General features: G+C 72.8%; 10 protein-coding genes. 1 reads left to right on the top strand and 9 read right to left on the bottom strand.

All coding sequences use genetic code 11. The features are described from left to right. Positions 1-58: 58 nt before the first annotated feature. The 7 genes from O145_RS08870 to O145_RS08900 all read right to left on the bottom strand — a co-directional run bounded on the left by O145_RS08870 (position 59) and on the right by O145_RS08900 (position 13,679). The gene (locus O145_RS08870) at positions 59-5,671 is read right to left on the bottom strand and encodes a DUF3418 domain-containing protein (protein WP_043562322.1); all 5,613 of its coding nucleotides are present in this window, start codon (positions 5,669-5,671) and stop codon (positions 59-61) included. Positions 5,672-6,184: 513 nt separating this feature from the next. Beyond that, positions 6,185-7,615: an FAD-dependent oxidoreductase gene (locus O145_RS08875; RefSeq protein ID WP_084682488.1), complete on the bottom strand. Its 1,431-nt coding sequence runs from the start codon at positions 7,613-7,615 to the stop codon at positions 6,185-6,187. After that, positions 7,603-8,262 carry a hypothetical protein gene (locus O145_RS08880; RefSeq protein ID WP_043562323.1) on the bottom strand — a complete coding sequence of 220 codons (660 nt, stop codon included), beginning with the start codon at positions 8,260-8,262 and terminating at the stop codon, positions 7,603-7,605. Before O145_RS08880 ends, O145_RS08875 begins: the two co-directional genes overlap by 13 nt. Further along, the gene (locus O145_RS08885; RefSeq protein WP_043562324.1) at positions 8,262-10,406 is read right to left on the bottom strand and encodes a hydantoinase/oxoprolinase family protein; all 2,145 of its coding nucleotides are present in this window, start codon (positions 10,404-10,406) and stop codon (positions 8,262-8,264) included. Before O145_RS08885 ends, O145_RS08880 begins: the two co-directional genes overlap by 1 nt. Before the next feature lie 112 nt (positions 10,407-10,518). Then, on the bottom strand, positions 10,519-11,820 hold the full coding sequence (locus O145_RS08890; RefSeq protein WP_043562325.1) for a C4-dicarboxylate ABC transporter: 1,302 nt from the start codon (positions 11,818-11,820) through the stop codon (positions 10,519-10,521). Positions 11,821-11,865: 45 nt separating this feature from the next. After that, entirely contained in the window at positions 11,866-12,561 is a 696-nt protein-coding gene (locus O145_RS08895) for a hypothetical protein (RefSeq protein WP_043562326.1), read from the bottom strand. A gap of 71 nt (positions 12,562-12,632) precedes the next feature. Further along, a complete protein-coding gene (locus O145_RS08900; RefSeq protein ID WP_156966681.1) occupies positions 12,633-13,679 on the bottom strand; it encodes a helix-turn-helix domain-containing protein in 1,047 nt (348 codons plus the stop codon). 58 nt (positions 13,680-13,737) lie between these two features. Between O145_RS08900 and O145_RS08905 the strand changes: the two genes are divergently transcribed. Further along, positions 13,738-14,508, top strand: coding sequence for a potassium channel family protein (locus O145_RS08905; RefSeq protein ID WP_052374891.1), 771 nt, complete (start codon positions 13,738-13,740; stop codon positions 14,506-14,508). A 549-nt stretch (positions 14,509-15,057) separates the two neighbouring features. Here O145_RS08905 and O145_RS08910 read toward each other — a convergent pair. Both O145_RS08910 and O145_RS19175 read right to left on the bottom strand, forming a co-directional pair. Next, the gene (locus O145_RS08910; RefSeq protein ID WP_043562328.1) at positions 15,058-15,396 is read right to left on the bottom strand and encodes a hypothetical protein; all 339 of its coding nucleotides are present in this window, start codon (positions 15,394-15,396) and stop codon (positions 15,058-15,060) included. Between the two features lie 1,864 nt (positions 15,397-17,260). Continuing rightward, a partial coding sequence (locus tag O145_RS19175; protein WP_229118467.1) for a hypothetical protein occupies positions 17,261-17,469 on the bottom strand: 209 nt, incomplete at its 5' end.

The following is a 17,469-nucleotide window of genomic DNA, read 5'->3' on the forward strand; positions in this document are numbered from 1 at the left end:
CTCAGAATCGGCCGGCGCGCGCGGCGGACCGGCGCGAGCGGTGGGCCCAGCGGGCGGCTCAGGCGATGCGGGACACGAGCCTGCTGATCCGCTGGAGGCTCACCTTTCGGCTCGTGCCCAGCGTCTGGGCGAACAGGCTCACCCGCAGCTCCTCGAGCATCCAGCGCGCCTCGGTCAGCACCGCCTCGCGCTCGATGTCGGGCGGCGCGGCGGCGGCGCGCTCCCGCGCCCTGTCCACGACGGCGGCCGCCTCCGCCACCTGGTAGGCCAGCGCCGCGTCCTGGCTCGGGGACGCCTCCGCCTTCTCCACGCGCAGCGCCAGCGCCCTGAGGAAGCGCGGCAGGTGAACCAGCTGCTCGGCCGGCGTCGCCGCCACGAACCCGTCGAACACGAGCTCGGCGGCGTGCTCGCGCACCTCCTGGAGCGTGTTCAGCAGCGCCAGGGACGTGTGCGTCCCAACGGTGCGCTCCACCTCCCGCTGGGCGGCGAGCGTGCGCGCAACCGCCTGCGCCACCCGGTAGACCTCGTCCTCGACCTCATCGCGCATGACGGCGACCAGCTCGGCGAAGACGGCGCGCTCCCGCACCGCGGCCAGGTCGCGGCCCGAGGCCCCAGCCCACCGGTCGGCCACCGTGCGCGCCGCCGCCAGCTCCATGTCCTCCACGAGCGCCTCAGTGCTCCGGTAGGGGCTGGCGGCCAGAGTCAGAGACTCACTCCCCGTCCACCGGCTCGTCACCCGACCGGTGGGCAGGAAGGTCCGCGCCAGGGCGAGCGCCGTGACGCCGCCGCCGTGCTCGCGCGCCTGGGCGGTGGCGTCGGGCGCAATGACCAGGTCTGCGCTGCGCGCACCTGAGGCCCGAAGCATCGGGTAGCCGCGCACGACCAGCCCGGCCGTCCCGGTCGACTCCACCGTCGCCGGGATCGTCGAGCGGTCCGGCACCTCCAGGCCCGGCACGCCGCTCGGCCAGTCCGACAGGCCCTTCCTCTCCGCCAGGCCGGCGCGGAGCCCGCCCCCCAGGCTCGGGGCGCCCACCTCGGCACCCGGCGCGGGTGCGGCCCCAGACCGAGAGCCGGCGGCACGGGCCGGGTCGGCAGGGCCGGCCGGGACGCCGTCGGCAGCACCGCCGGACCCGACGACGGCACCCGAACCGCCTGCCCCGACACCGCCGGCCCGCCGGCCCCGGCCCCTACGCCCCTTCCCGCCCCGCTTACGGGCGCGGGCGCTCTCGCGCTCCTGCGCCTCGGCCATCGCCTGCGCCAGCGCCCCGCGCACCACTGATCGCACCGCCTGCTCCGTGCGCCCCGACAGGCGCTGCTGGAGGGCCACGAGGTCCTTGCCGCGCCCGATCTCCCGCCCACGGGCGTCCAGGGCGACGAAGGCCATGCGCAGGTGGTCGGGCAGGCGGTCGGCGGCCTCGGCCCAGTCGGCGTCGGTGATCTCGACATCGCGCAGCCGCGCCACGGCCGCCGCGAAGGCCTCCCTGAAGGAGACTTCCGGCGCGCTGACGCCGACGTCGCCCCCCGGGCTCCCGGCACCGCCAGCGCCGCGGGTGTCTTCGGCACCGCCAGCACCCCCAGCACCCCCGGCGGGCCCGGCGCCCCCGGCGGGCCCAGCACCCCCGGCAGGCCCAGCACCCCCGGCAGGCCCAGCACCCCCGGCAGGCCCGGCACCGCCAGCACCCCCGGCGGACCCGGCGGCGTCGGCATCCCCGCCTACGCCGCCGACCCCCTCAGCGCCCCCGGCCTCCGGGACCTGCTCGCGCACGGTCGCCCACACCTGCGCCCCGACGTCGGGCGCGGGCACGAGCCGACGGCGCACCCGCTTGGGCAGGGCGCGGATGGTCGCGACCACCAGCTCGGGCCGCATCCCCGGCACCAGCCAGTCGAAGCCGTCCGGCACCAGCCGCCCCAGCACCTCCACGGGCACCCGCACGCTCACGCCGTCGTCGGTGGCGCCCGGCTCGAACACGTAGCTCAGGGGCAGGGTGAGGTCGCCCTGGACCCAGGTGTCCGGGTAGCCGGAGGCGTCGTCCCCGCCGGGCAGGAGCAGCTCACGGGTGTAGTCCAGCAGGTCGGGGCGCCGCCGCCGCTCGCGCCTCCACCAGGCGTCGAAGTCGGCGGCCCCGTAGACGTCGTCGGGCAGGCGGTCGTCGTAGAAGTCGAACAGGGCCTCGTCGTCGGCCAGCAGCCCGTGGACCCGGCGCCGCCGCTCGACGTCGCCGAGCTCCTCGACCAGCTCGCGGTTGCGCTCCACGAAGTCGTGCCGCGCGTGCCAGCCGCCCTCGACCAGCCCGGAGCGGATGAACATCTCCCGGGCGACCTCCCGGGCGGCGGGCGTGCCCACGCTCGCCAGGGTCGCGGGCCGGTCGGCCACCAGCGTCATCCCGTACAGCAGGACCTTCTCGTGGACCATGGCGGCCCCGTGGCGCGTGGACCAGTAGGGCTCGCCGTAGACGTGCTTGGTCAGGCCCGCTCGCTCGCCGGCCTCCTCGACCCAGCGCCCGTCGACCCTCGCCACCGTGCGTGCGAACAGCCGGCTCGTCTCCACCAGCTCGGCGGTCATCACCCAGTCGTAGGTCTTGCGGCGCAGGCCCGAGCCCGGCCAGATGGTGAAGCGGGTGCCGCGCGCCCCGGCGTACTCGCGTCGCCGCTGGTCCCAGTTGCCGACGTTCGACAGCAGCCCCACCAGCAGGGAGCGGTGGACGGCGTCGGCGTCGGGCGTGTCCGCGCTGCGGCCCAGGGCCACGACGGCGGCCGCCACGTCCCCGTGCGCGATCGTGGCCGCCTGCGTGCCCGGCTCCAGGGCCGCCCCGGCCGCGCGGATCGACCGCGCCGTGGGCAGCTCGACGGGGGCGGCGCCCAGCCCCAGGGGCCGGGCGAGCTGGCGCAGCTGGGCGTGGACGTCGAACCACTCGCGCACCCGCAGGTAGTGAAGGAACTCGGAGCGGCACATGCGGCGGAAGGCGCTTCCGGACAGCTCGCGCTGCTGGGTGCGCAGGTAGCGCCACAGGTTGAGGTAGGTCAGGAAGTCGCTCGTCGGGTCGGCGAAGCGCCGATGCAGGGCGTCGGCCGCCTCCTGGCGGTCGGCCGGGCGTTCGCGCACGTCCTGGATGGACAGGGCCGCCACGATCACCATGACCTCGCCGGCGCAGCCGAGGTCGCCCGCCTCCAGGAGCATGCGGCCCAGGCGCGGGTCGATGGGCAGGCGGGCCAGGCGGCGGCCGACGGCGGTCAGTCGCGGGCCGCGACGGCGGGCTCGGGCCTGCGGGCGGGCTCGGCCGGGCCCGGTGCCGTGGTCGGGTCCGGCGCCGGCCTGCCCGGCCTGTGCGGCCCGGCCGGGCGCGGGCCCGGTGCCGGCCAGCTCGGCCCGCACAGCCGACTCGGCCCGCACAGCCGGGTCGCCCTGCCCGGCCCGCACAGCCGGCTCGGCGCCAGCCGACTCGGCCCGCCCGGCCTGGATCGCCCCGATCTCGGTGAGCAGCTGCACGCCGTCGCGCACGGCGCGCGGGTCGGGGGAGTCCAGGAAGGGGAAGTCCTCGACCGCACCGAGCCCGAGCGCCGCCATCTGCAGGATGACGCTGGCCAGAGAGGTGCGCAGGATCTCCGGCTCGGTGTACTCCGGACGCGAGAGGTAGTCGGTCCGGGAGTACAGGCGGATGGCGATGCCGTCGGCCAGGCGCCCGCAGCGGCCCGAGCGCTGGTCGGCGCTGGCCCGGCTGACCGGCTCGATCGGCAGGCGCTGGACCTTGGTGCGGTTGGAGTAGCGGGAGATGCGCGCCAGGCCCGGATCGATGACGTAGCGGATGCCGGGCACGGTCAGACTCGTCTCGGCCACGTTGGTGGCCAGCACGATGCGGCGGGTGGAGTGCGCCTCGAAGACGCGGTGCTGCTCGGCGGCGCTCAGGCGCGAGTACAGGGGCACGACCTCGACGGCGCCGGGGGTGCGGGCGCGCCCGTCGGCGGTGTAGCGCGGCCCCAGGTGGTCGACGAGGGCTGACTCGGTGTCCCGGATGTCCCGCTCCCCGGCCAGGAAGACGAGGATGTCGCCGCCGCCCGCGGCCATGAGCTCGTCAACGGCGTCGATAATGCCGGTGACCTGGTCGCGGTCCTCCTGCGGGGGCAGGTCGGTTGGGCCGGCGGCGGGACCGGTGTCGCGGCCGGTGCTGCGGGCCTTCTCGCGCGGGGAGTAGTCCGACGACGGCGAGCGGTGCTCCGCGCCCGAGGGCGACCGGCCCGGCCGTCTGGCGGGGCGCGCGCCCGCAGTGGCCGCGGCGGTTGCGGTGGTTGCAGCGGTCGCAGCGTCGGCGGCGCCCGCGGCATCCGCGGAAGTCGCGGCCCGCCCGCCCCCGGCGGCCGAGCGGATCGCCTCGCGGCGGGCCCGGGCGGCCGCCCGCACCGCTGGGTCGGGGGAGGTCAGGGCGTCGAGCTCGGCGTCGGTGAGCTCGCCCGCAGGGGCGGGGCCCGCGGGCGCGGAGGGGCCGGGGGCCGGAGACGACGAGCCGGCCCGACCGGCCTGCGCGGGCGAGGCAGTCGCGGACCGCTCGCCCTCAGCGGCCCGCCCGCCTCCGGTGGCCCGCGCGGGCGGGGCGTCCGCACCGGGCCCGCCCGCGGTACCGGCGCCGTCGTCGGGGACGTGCCCGCCGGCGCCGTGCGGGGTGTGCCCGGGGCCGGCGTCAAGGCCGTCGTCGGCCAGGAGCGGGCGGTAGCGGATCTCGACCGGGTAGGTGCGCCCCGACACCTCGATGACGGGGGCGGGCACGGTGAGGGGCTCGCCGCCCCCGTCCGTCTCGCGGCGCCCGAAGTGCTCGGCGAAGCGGGCCGAGTCGATGGTGGCGGAGGTGATGACGACTTTCAGGTCCGGGCGGTCGGGCAGGAGGCGTGCCAGGTAGCCGAGGATGAAGTCGATATTGAGGCTGCGCTCGTGGGCCTCGTCGACAATGATCGTGTCGTAGCGGCTGAGCGCCGGGTCGGACTGGATCTCCGCCAGCAGGATGCCGTCGGTCATGAGCTTGACCAGCGTGGTGGGGCCGGTCTCCTCGGTGAAGCGCACCTGGTAGCCGACGACGCCGTCGCGGCCGATGGGGGTGCCCAGCTCGTGGGCAATGCGCTCGGCGACGCTCCGGGCGGCGATGCGGCGCGGCTGGGTGTGCCCGATCATGCCGGTGATGCCGCGGCCCAGCTCCAGGCAGATCTTGGGGATCTGCGTGGTCTTGCCGGAGCCGGTCTCCCCGGCGACGATGACGACCTGGTTGCCCGCGATCGCCTCGGCGATCTCTGTGCGGCGAGCGCTGACCGGCAGCTCGTCAGGGTAGACGAGCGCGGGCACACTCGCGGCCCGGGCGGCGAGCTGGTCGGGGGTGAAGCCCGGCCAGGGGCGACGACGCCGATGCGGGCGGCGGCCGGTCTTCCGGCGGCCGCGGTGGCCGTGGTCGTCATGGCCGCTGGGGTGCCCGCGGTTGTCGTGGTCGCCGTGGTCGCCGTCGTGCCCGTGGTCGCCGTGGTGCCCGCGGCTGCTGTGGCTGCGGTGGCGCAAGCCGCGGGCGAGGTGGGCCGAGGGCGGCGCGCCGGTGCCTGCGCCTGCGCCGGTGTCTGCCTCTGCGGCGTCGTCGAGCTCGCCCGCGATGGCGGGCAGCGGCATGTCCTCGGGGCTCTCGGAGGCGTTCGTGCTCATGGGGTTCGTAGGCTCCATAGGGCGTCCATTGTGCACCTTCGGCGCTTCTGCCCTCCCCGGCGGCGAGATAGACATTTTCGTACGAGGTAGACGGTGACACCGTCTACCTCGTACGAAAATGTCTATCTCGACGGGGCGTGGGACGGGTCCGGCGGGCGGCGCGCAGAAGGAGGGGCGCGGGCACATGGGGGCGAACGCGGCCCGGGGGTCATGCCCGGCGACCACAAGGAGAGGCGCGGGTGCACGCGGGGCGAATGCGGCGTCTTGCGAGCGCCTGCAGAGGCTTGTGGAACCCTGCCGATCGCCCCTGCTGCCACGAAAAGTGATCATCCCACGCAGTATTAAGATGATCGACGGCCTCGGACGCGACAGGAATCGGCATGATTCCGCGGTTTCGTTGCGCGGACCAGGCGATGCAGGACGCTAAAAGTGCGTGGGATGATCACTTTTCGGGACACGGCTGCACCCGGCGGACGCTGGGCCGGCTCCGGACCGGCATCAGGCCGGGCGCCCTCAGCCGCGCCGTTCGCGGTAGGCGTCCAGGAAGACGCCGTCCGCCGTCAGCCGAGTTCTCAGGGCCGTGGCGTCCAGGGTTCGCAGGTCTGTGACGGCGTCGGTGTGCGCCGCCAGGGCGGCGGCGGTTCCCGAGGCCTGACTGAAGCCCATGACGACCGGTGTCACGCGGACGGCCGCCAGGGCGTCCTGGGTCGCCGACAGGCACCGCCCGGCGACGATCAGGTTGCCGAGCTCGCGCGGCACGAGGCTCCGGTAGGGGATCGAGTACCACGAGCCCTCCCGCAGCGACACGTAGTGGGTGGTGGACCTGCCGTCCGGGTCATGGAGGTCGATCGGGTAGCCGCCCATCGACACCGCGTCGTCGAACATCGTGTTCGTCACGAGCTCGCGGGCGGTGAGCTCGTGCATGCCGCGGATCCTCCGGGACTCGCGCACCCCGATGCTCGGGCCCGTGCCCATGAGCCGGCAGTGCTCGAACCCCGGCACGTGCGCGCGCAGGAAGCGGACCGTCTCATCGGCCTGGCGCCGGCCGATGACCTCCGCCCGGGAGCGCTCGAGGGGGTCGGTGGGGTCGAGGCCCGCGATGCGGGACATATTGATGGTGAACTCCCCGGGCACGGCGCCCTCGAAGGCCAGGACGGCCTCGCGCTCGTAGGACAGGTCGCCCCGGGACCTGGCCTCCGCCAGGATCCGGTAGGCGCCGGAGATGCCCGAGCGCGCGGACCTCGCCACGCGGGCGCCGTCGCCCTGGTAGGTCTGGTCGGGATGCAGCCGCTGGAACTCGTCCAGGGCCCGGGAGTCCACCCCGTAGACCTTGAGGTTCATTGTCATCGGCTGAGTGGCCCCGTCCCCGTCCCGGCCCTGGCGCGTCGGCACCCCGGCCGCGGCGGCGAGGTCCGCGTCCCCCGTCGCGTCCACGAACACGTGCGCCCGCAGCGTCATCGGGCCCCGCTTGGACGTGACGCGAATGGCCCGGACCAGCGAGTCGTCGGCGATGCAGTCGATGAGGGTCGAGTGGAACAGGACGGCCACCCCCGACTCCTCGCAGATCTCGTCGAGGACGATCTTGAGCCCCTCGGGGGCGAAGGGCGTCACCGACGAGGCGAACCCCACCGGGTCCTCGATGTGCCCGGGGGACCAGCCCCGGGCGACCAGGCGCTCGACCACCTCGGCCGGGATGCCCCGCACCACCTGGGTGCCCCCGGCGTGGAACGTCATCATGGGGCTGACGCCCATGGCCGTGAGCGCTCCTCCCAGGTACCCGCACTGCTCAATGAGAAGGGTCCTGGCGCCCGTCCTGGCGGCGGCGACCGCCGCGGAGACCCCTCCCGGGCCCCCGCCCACGACGATCACGTCCCAGGTCTCGGACAGCGAGGGCCGCCGCTGCGGGGCGGCGCTGTCCGTCGTCGTACTGGTCAAACCAACCATGTCACCTGCTCCTGAATATCAGCGGGAAGGAATCGTGAGGCGAACCCGTGCGCGGCCGCCTCCGGCAGCGACCGGGGCCGGGCCCCGCGCAGCCGCAGCCATCGCGGAGCCCGCTTGCGCGGCTCGACCTGCGGAAGCTCGACCAGCCCCGCCGCGTCGAGGTGGTGGAGGGTCTCGTGGGCGAGAACGACCAGGGCGGCCTCCTGCGGCGTCAGCCCGTTCCTGCGCGCGTACTCGGTGGTCGTGTCGTCGAAGAGCGTGATTCCGCCCGTGCGCGGCGAGTAGTCGCCGAGGCGCACGACGCCGGCCGCGACGCCGCCGGTGCCGTGCCGTACCCCGCCGCCCGTGCGGCTCAGCAGCTTGCGGAGCGCCTCCTCGGAGGGCTCGTCGCCGAGGAGGTGGAGCGCGGCCCGCTCCCCCAGGTCGAACGCGAGATCGCCCAGGCGGTCGCGGGCGGCGACGCCGGTGCGCCTCAGGGCGGGGTCGGCGCGCACCTCGGCGCGCGCGAGGCGGCGCGAGGGCAGGGGGAAGCGCGAGTCAGGCAGGGCGGCGAGCGGGTCCGCGGCGCCGGGGGCCGCGGCGGGCGGGCCTGCGACGCCGCCAGGGCGCGCGGCGGGAACGCGTGGCGGGGCGGGGGCTGGGCGCATCAGTCCGTGCGTCCCGTGACGATGACGACGACCGGCTCATCGGGGGCCAGGCCCGCGAGCTCGGCGCGGGCGAGCGCAGTCAACTGCTCGACGCTGCGCATTCCCGACAGGTCCACGATCCGCTTGCCGATCAGCACATAGGTGTTGGGGAGGCTCGCGCCGCCGTCGTTGTACTCGACGGCCTCGTCGACCCGGCGCCGGACCACCGGCTCCCAGGCGCCCGCGGTTGTGGGGAACACGCTCCCCCCGCTCTTCTGCAGCCGGATGACGCCGTCGGTGTCGATGACCCGCAGCGGGGTGGTGAACCGCTTGATCAGGCCGAGCAGCCGCGGCCGCGCGACGCGGCCGCGAACCGCCCGCAGGGTGGCGGTCGCGCCCAGGACGGTGCAGGCATCGGGGGCCGCGCCGAGGTTGTCCGCGACCCGGCGCACCAGCTCGGCGTCATCGAGCGCCTGGCGCGAGCGGTCCCCGGACCGCATCTCGGTGGCGCCCACCGCCACGGCGCGGACGAGGTTGCGCTGGGTGTCCACCTCCACGGTGACCTCGATGGTGCCGGGGGCCGCGCCGGAGCGCTCGGCCCGGCCCCGGGCCTCGTTGCGGATGCGGACGATGTCGTCCTCGGTGGGGTCGACGACGGTCCGCTCGACGGTGTCGCGCACCATTGCCAGTGCGACGCCGATCGGGGAGATGACCGCGGCGTTGCGCGCCGTCCGGAACTGGACGCCCATCTCGCCCGCCAGGTGGGGGACCGCGGTCGATGCACCGCCCCCGCCCCCGATGAAGACCGTCGTGCGCGGGTCCATGCCGTACTCGCGCATGAGCGCCTGCGCCACGGCCCGGTTCTTGGCGCTGGCGAGCTCCAGCGCCGTGCGGGCGGCGTCCTCGACGGACACGCCCATGGAGCTGGCCAGCGGCCTCCAGGCGGTGCGGGCGGCCTCGGCGTCGCCGTGCGCGTAGTCGGAGGCCGGGACCAGCCCGGCGATATTGGCGGCGCCCGCGAGCGTGAGCGCCCGTCGCGACCCGTCGGCGCCGCGGACCGCGGCGTAGGCGGGGTCCCCCGCAAGGGGGCGGACCTCGATGAGCACGGGGTCGGTGAGTGGGGGGCTGTAGACCTCGTACTCCAGGCCGGCGATGTGGGCCGAGCGAGGTCCGGTCGCCACAGGCCTCCCGCCGGAGACCTCGACCATGGAGCCGCCCCCGACGCCGACGGTGCGCACGTCCAGGCTCGACAGGTAGGTCTTGTGGCCCCCGACCTGGGAGTAGGCGACCTGGACCCTGCCGTCCTTGACGCAGGAGATGTCCGTCGAGGTGCCGCCGACCTCGAAGAACAGGCCGTCCGTGAGGCGCTCGTACATGAGCGCCCCGGCGACGCCGGCGGCCGGTCCCGACAGGATCGTCAGGATGGGGCGGCGCCGCACCTCGTCCACCGTCATGACGCCCCCGTCGCAGCGCATCACCATGAGCGGCGAGGTGATGCTCGCGGCCTTGATGGCGGACTCGGTCATGGCGGCCGTCTGGAGCATCCGGGGCATGATCGAGGCGTTGACGACGGCGGTGCGCGTGCGCGTCTTGAGCCCGTACAGCTTGGAGATCTCGTTGGTCGCCGTGGACGGCAGCCCGGCCCGGTTGCCGCGCTCGGTGACGAGGCGCTCCCCGGCGCCGTCGTCGACGCTGAACGCCTCGGCGGCCACGATGGAGCTCGCTCCGGCGGAGCACAGGCGCTCGATGGCGGCGTCGATGGCCTCGGGCAGGTCGGTGGCGGCAGACCTGTCGATGTACTCGTTCGAGGTCTTCAGGGTCTTCCCGGGGGCGAGCTCGAGGACCCCCATCTGCGTGTCGGCCCGGGCCTTGACGCCCTCGATCCCCGACCCCAGCGTGATAATGCCGACCGGGGAGACGTCGCCCTCCAGCAGCGCATTGGTCGCCTGGGTCGTGCCGTGGGCGATGAAGACCACCTGGTCGGCGGTCAGGCCCGCGCTGTCCATGAGCCGGTGGAGGGACTCGATGATCCCCGCCGCCACCCCCTCGCGCGCCGTGTGGGTCGTCGGGACCTTGACAGAGCCGACGAGCTCGAATGTCGTGTCGTCTATCGCGACGGCGTCGGTGAACGTGCCGCCGACGTCGATGCCGATGCGCACCTTCATGGATGCATCTCCTTGGTGGGTGCCCCGGCTCGGGGCCCGCCTCGCGGTGGGCGGGCCCCGACCCGCGGAGGGGCAGAGGTGGTTCTAGAGGTATTCGGAGGTTTCAGAGGTACTAGAAGTACAGGGCCGCGGCCGTGATCGAGCCGATGGCCGACGTCGCCCACAGGTAGGGCAGGAGCGTCTTGGTGACCGTGTTGACGTCGACGCCCACGAAGTTCGACACCCACACGTTCTGGGTGTTCGTGGGGTCGCCGACGCCCTGGATGCGCTCCGCCGACAGGAAGCCCCCCATGACCGCCTGGACCGGCAGGAGACCGGAGGCGCTCATGAGCGCGGCGATCCCGGAGCCCAGCCCGAAGAGGTTGAGCGGCCCGCGGTAGAGGGCCAGCGGGGCCAGCACGGCGAAGAAGACGGCGAAGACCACCGCGGAGTGCGGGGTGAGCGTCGTCATCATGGGGGAGAGGACCGCCTTGACGACGGGGTGGGTGACGGACAGGTACAGCATGCCGATGCCGATCATGAGGATGACGGCCGGGGCGGCGTCGGTGATCCCGTCGTAGCAGGTGCGGGTGAGCGTGTTCATCGCCCTGGTGAAGGAGCGCTGGGTCACCAGGAGCACCCAGATGATGGCGACGGTGAATGAGGTCAGGATCGGCACCCCGAGCGCGGCGACCAGGACAATCGGGACGAGGGGCGTCATCATGGCCAGCGGCGCCCGCCAGCCGGTGATGGTCGGCTTGTCGTCGTCGTCCGGCTCCGGGGCCGAGAAGCCGAGCCGCAGGCCGTGGCGGCGGAACTGGATGAGGATGAAGGCGATCGTCATCAGGGCGGTGGCGCCCGCCATAATGATCTCGAAGTTGCGGATGTCGCTGATCGGGACGTTGAAGATGGAGGCGAATGTCTGCCAGTTCGCGACATTGAGCGCGAGCCCGGTGGCGAACGCCATGAGGAAGATGCATCCCGCCGTCGCCGCCGGAATGCCGATCGAGATGAAGATCGGCAGGACGATCGTTCCCACCATAATGATCGATCCCAGGCCGGACAGGACGGTGAAGAGCAGGGCGGTCACGGCGGACAGGAGGAGGACGGCCACGAGCGGGCGGTCGCCGCCGAGCTCGGCCGACTTCTTGATAATGGTCTCCGTGACGCCCGTGCGGTTGAGGAGCTGGCCGAGCCAGGATCCGAAGATGACGGCGCAGTAGGCCGCCGCCATGCGGATGGCGCCCTGCTCGACAATGCCGTTGAGCACCCCGGTGGGTTTATCCGGGGCGTCCGAGGCGATGAGCGGGACGCCCGCGACGACGGCGATGAGCACGGCGAGCAGCGGGAGGGCGACGAGCGTGGGGATCTTCCGCGTGATCATGAGGGCGGTGATTGCGAGGAAGACAAGGATAATAATGATTCCCTGCCACATGGTGAGTGTCCTTCGGGAGTTGTTGGGGATGGATTGGATGGAGTGTCAGATCGAGTCGATCGCGCGCCGGAAGGAGCGGGTGGCCTCGGCCACACAGGACGCGCCGGCGCCCTTCATGACCATGGCGCCGATCATGACGGCGCCGCACCCCGCGGCCCGGAGCGCCCAGACGTCGTCGGGGTCGATCGCGCGCTGGGTGGGCACGAGGACGGGCTTGCCGGTCGTGCGCACGATGGAGCGGTACCGCAGGAGGTCGGTGACGCTGAGCGGCGAGCCGTACTCCTCGCCATTGATGATCGACGCCTCGACGACGTCGACGCGGTCCCAGTCGTGCAGGCCGACGAGGTCGGCGCGGGTGTAGGTGTCGTGGATGGCGAGCATCCGGGTCAGGGACGACGCGAGCATGAACGGGGGGCAGTCGTCGGCGTAGGCGGAGAAGAAGCTCAGGCCCATGTCCTCCAGCTCCCTGAGCTCCCGGGGCGTGATGAAGGAGTCGCGGGCCCCGGGCACCAGGCCGACGGGGCGGTCTTGGGCGACCGTAATGAGGTCGTGCAGGAAGGAGCGGTTGTCCTCCAGGGAGCCGAACGTGTTCCCGCTGGCGCGGTGCCAGACGTTGGCGTGGACCTTGATGGCGTCGGCGCCGGCGTCGAGCGCCGCCCGCGCCAGGTCGAGGTCGTTGCGGGGCAGGGAGACGACGAGCGAGAGCGCGCCGTCGCGGATGAGGCTGGTGAAATCGGGCATGGCTTTCCGTGGACCTTTCTGCGGGTCGGTGTGGGATGGGAGCGGGCGGCGGGGGCCGGGAGGCCCGCTCGTCAGGGGGTCAGGAGGGCCTGCTCGCGGGCGCGCGAGGCGAGCAGGCGCAGCCTGGCGAGCGGGTCGGGCGAGGAGATGACGACGATCCGGGGCGGCTCGCCCGCCCACGGCATGCGGCGCCAGTGGTCCTCCAGGTGCATCGCCGTCGCGCCGGCCCAGGTCTCGGACTGGATGACGGCGGCGGCGACGGGGAAGTAGGAGATGAGGATGAACAGCGCCTGGAGGAGGGCGGGCGCGCGGTCGGCCTCGCCGCTGCCGGCGGGCGCGCGGCCGGCGAGGAAGGACTCGGCGGGCCGCAGGTCGACGACGGTGGGCGAGGCCAGGGGGAACGGCCTGCCGTGCTGCACGAGGACGGCGCTGGCGGACGCCTCCTGGACGAGGACGTGGTTCTTGCGCTCCACCGGCGTCAGGGTCCTGGCCAGGACGTCGCTGGTGGCGATGAGGTGCCCGACGCGCTCGATCATGACCGGGATGCGGAGCTCGGCCCGCAGCAGGTCGGCCAGCCCGATGGAGTCGGCGGACAGCGTCGTGGAGAACATGACGGCGACGTCGGAGCTGCGCAGGTCGTCCTCGAGGACGAGCCCGATGGCGAGCGTGTCGCTCTGGGCGCTCCGGACCGCCTCGGTGATGAGGTCGTGGATGCGGTTGCCGTCGGGCAGGAAGTCGCACAGGCGCTGCTCCTGGTCGGCCTCCAGGGCGAGGGAGAAGCGGACGAGGGACACGCCCTGACGGCGGATGCGGACGGTGAGGATCGTGCCGAGGGCATCGTTGAGCGCGAGGAGGACCTTGGGGCGGCCGCGGGTCCTGGCGGCGGTGCCGGTCTCGACGAGCGTGCCGTCCTCCAGGAGCTCGGTGGCGATGCTCGAGACCGTGGAGGTGCTCAGGCCTGTGGCGTCGGCGACGTCGGAGCGGGCCATGGGGGTGCCGCGGAGGAGCGTGCGCAGGAAGGCGTGCCTGTTGCTCGAGCGGAGGGTCCTGGAGGTGCCGGACATCGTCGTCGGTCCAATCTCTTGTTTTTCCGAGTCGCGGAAGAATGGTGGAAACATAGGGCCGCCCCCGTCGCGTGTCAACTCGCCGCGTTCGCCGTCGTCTACCATGGGCGGTATGTCGGAGCGAAGCCGCGGCACCTGCCTGCGCAGGTGGGAGCGCGTGTCCGAGTGGCCGCTGACGGCCGCCGCGCTCATCTTCCTGGTCGCCTACGCGTGGGAGGTGATCGCCGACCTGCGTGGTGCGGGGCGGCAGGCCGCCGAGCTGGCGATGAACGTGGTCTGGGCGGTCTTCGCCGTGGACTACGCGGGGCGGCTGGTGTGCGCCCCGGACCGCGGCCGGTGGTTCGTCCGGCACCTGGCGGACCTCGCCGTCGTCGCCCTGCCCGTGCTCAGGCCGTTGCGGCTGCTGCGGCTGGTCGCCCTGCTGGGGGTGCTGCACCGCAGCGCCGGCACCGCGCTGCGCGGGCGGATCACGGCGTACACGGCGGGCGGGGTGAGCCTGCTCGTCCTCCTGTCCTCCCTGGCGGTACTCGACGCCGAGCGGGGCGCGCCCGGAACGCCGATCACCACGTTCGGGGAGGCGGTGTGGTGGTCGCTGGTGACCATCACGACCATCGGGTACGGCGACCTGGCCCCCGTGACGGCGGTGGGCAGGTGCGCGGCGGTGCTGCTCATGGTCGGCGGCGTCGCGCTGGCCGGGGTCGTCACGGCCACGCTCGCCTCCTGGGTCATCTCGCTGGTGGCCGAGGAGAGCGCCGAGCAGGAGGCCGCGACGCGCGCGCAGGTCGAGGACCTCCAGCGGCAGGTGGCCGCGCTGGCCGAGCGCGTCGAGCTGGTGGTGGAGGCCTCGACGGCGGATCCCGGCTCCTCGGCTTCTCCTGACTGACTCCGGCTCTCCTGGCCCATTCGGCCCTTCAGCGGGGCGGGTCTCCGGGGACGACGACGGCGCCGCGCCGCCGGGCGCGTCCTTACGGCGGCCGCCGGCCGCGGAGGGCCGTGCGCCGTCTGCGGAGGGCCGGCGTCGGCGCCTTTCTTGATCAGGGTCCGGAGCGCTCCGAGCCGCGCTGAGATTCTGCCGGTGCCGTCGTAGGACAGTGAGGCGGCGGTAAGGGGCGCGCATCTGCTGAGTCGTCCCGGGCGGCCTCGCGTCTGTGCTGCCGTCCGCGGCTTCTGCGTCAGCCGGTGCTGCGGCAGGGTTCGGGGCGCGGACCCTCGTGGGGTCGTGGCCTGTGGGACAGCGCCGTCGTCGTCCCCTGGGACTGCGCTGTAGGCGGTCTGGACGGGGGCGCCAACGGGGCTCTGGAGAAGCTCACCGGCACCACCCGCCTCGGCCGCGTCCCGGGTGGGGGCGACGAGCCCAGGACTGCGGGTGAGAGCCTTCCGGCGCTCAAGGCTCAGCGAGTACCCGATAGGGCTCGGGCGCGTCTCACCACGCTCACTCGGAGGTTCGCACAGCATTCCCCTGGACGCTGCCGGGGCACTCGACGATCGCCTCTCCGGGTGGGAGTGCTCGCGCCGGCCGGGCTGCCCAGGCACGAACGGCGACAGGCGCCGAGGTGCGGTCAGTACTCCGCAGAGCCGCCTGCAGGGCGGTGAGCTCACCTCTGTCTACAGCGAGGTGGTCCTCGACGTCGGCGCGGTTGGGCACCCAGCCCTCGTGCCAGCTGATCGCCAGGCCGTTGATGAGCTCCTCGCGCTCGGCCCGGCTCAGCGGCTCGAACAGGTCGGGCCACCACACGTCGGGGCGGAAGGGGAAGTACGGGTCCGAGCTCATCCTGGTCCTCCTCGGCGGTGAGTCGTACTGTGCGAGGTTATGGGCGCTCCCCGCGGACGGGGCCGGGAGCAGGGCGGTTGTCGGGGCCCGGGCCGGAGCTGCCCGTGACCGGGACGGCTCAGCCGGGCAGGGTGGTGGCGGGCACGGCCCAGTTGCGGCAGATCCTCGTGCCGGGCAGGGTTCCGGCGGTGACCCGGCACGGTCTGAGGAGGCGGGCCGAGGTGTCCGGCGGCCTTGGTAACGCCCACGCGCCCGGCGCCCCGGCGCGGGACTGGCCGCAGGGTGGTAGTCGGCCTGGGCCTCCATGAGTCCGTCGATCACGTCGTCCTCCTCGACGTCGGCGGCGGGTCTGAGCGTGACGTCGCTGTGTAGTCCACGGCAGCCTCCCTGCAGCTCTGCGTACACCAAGATTGTGATGCCTAGACTTTGTCTAGAGCAAGTCATGGTGCGGTTGTGCTTGCTGTCGGGGTCCTGGAGCCCCCTTTCCAGGTGCGGAGACGTGGGTCCTCCGCCCGGCGGTCCAGCTGCAGCCCTGTGAATAGAAATAAGCAACACGACTTGTTTAGCTTCGCCTATCAGTGAACGATGGCAGTGAACGACGGCAAAGACTGCTTGGTACAACATCCCCGCCTCGTGCAGTATAGACCGCGTGGGAGGTGCGAGCACCGGTTTGGTATACGATCTCACTGATAGCGTGGATTCCGCCCGGGCCTTGGCTCCACGGGACGTGGCGACAGCCCCTGGTCTTATCGCTCACGGTGAGTACAAGATTTCACCGGAGCTGATTTGCGCGCAGGTCGATGAGCACGACAGCCTGCCGTCCTGCGAGGAGCTGGAAGCGCTACGGAGGCTGGGGGCAGGATAGGTGTTGACGTCAACAGATTCTTCCGCTACCTCTGTCGACCTGGCGAAGCGCTTCCCGAAGAGTACTTGTTGTGGACCGACTGGGAAAGTCGAAATATCGCCTTTCCTGAAGACTGGAGCCAGGAGGAGGTAGATGCTTTTGCGCCCAAGATGCTGTCCTCCGCCAGCCAACAGAAGGGCTGCGCGAGAATCGCGGGAGGCCCGCTTCGGTGTCCGCCAAGTAATGGAGCGCCTTCCTTGTACAGGATTTCCGCGGCTACTGAGCGTGGGCGGGTCAATATTGTGGCTGACCTGCGGCACCAGTGTGTTGTATGGCTGGAATTAAACAAGATCGGTGTGGGGCGGTGTGACTGGGAGGTGCTCGACGTCGTGGTCGAAGGTGCGGTTGGTGGTGTAGGCGGTGAAGGCCGCGAGGGTGTTCTGCGGGGCGAGCGCGCGGGGGTTGGCGATATTGTTCTTGGTGGCGTCCCGTACGTGCTTGGTGGGACCCGGGGTCGGGGGCGTAGGGGGGGCGTGTAGATGGGTGTGATGCGTTCCAGGGCCTGGCCGGGGGCGTAGAGGTCGGTCAGGGCCTTGGCGTGGTGGAGCCTGGTGTTGTCCAGGACGACTGCGGTCTTCTTTTTCTCGTCGGTCTCGCGCGCCAGGCGACCCGTTCATGAGGGCGGGTCTGCTCGGCGTCCTGGTTTCCCTCGATGGGGTAGATCCTCATCTTCTTGGTCGTCAGGCTCGGTGCCCCGAAGAACGACCGGCTCGCCTTCTTGCGGTCCACGGACAGCCTTGCCCTCCTCCCCCTGGGGAGGGCCGCGTGTGCCGGGTCTCGGCCTCGTGGCGGGCGCGGACCTCGTCGACGGCGCCAGGCCTCCCATCCGTCCTGGAGCAGATCGTTGACCTGGCGCCGGATCTGGGCCATCCGCCTGGCGATGGCCTTCTCGTCGCGGCGCCCCCCTGGACGGGTCGGGGAGCTTGAGGCTCATGCCCGACAAGGCGCATGAGCAGCAGGTCAGGAGGACTCGGACCTGTACTCGACGCCGGAGCTTGATGGACGCGACGTCCTCAAGGGGCCGGGACGTCCCAGAAGCCGGCCCCGGCGCCCGCCTCCGACGGCGGTCTCCTCAGGGTCTCCTCCAGCTCCTCCCTTCTGCGCCCGCTTGAGCCTCGCCGCGCTCCCGCCCACGGCGTGACCGGTTACCACGAGGGCCCAGCCTGGCC

Source organism: Actinomyces israelii DSM 43320, assembly GCF_000711965.1.
Classification (GTDB): domain Bacteria; phylum Actinomycetota; class Actinomycetes; order Actinomycetales; family Actinomycetaceae; genus Actinomyces; species Actinomyces israelii.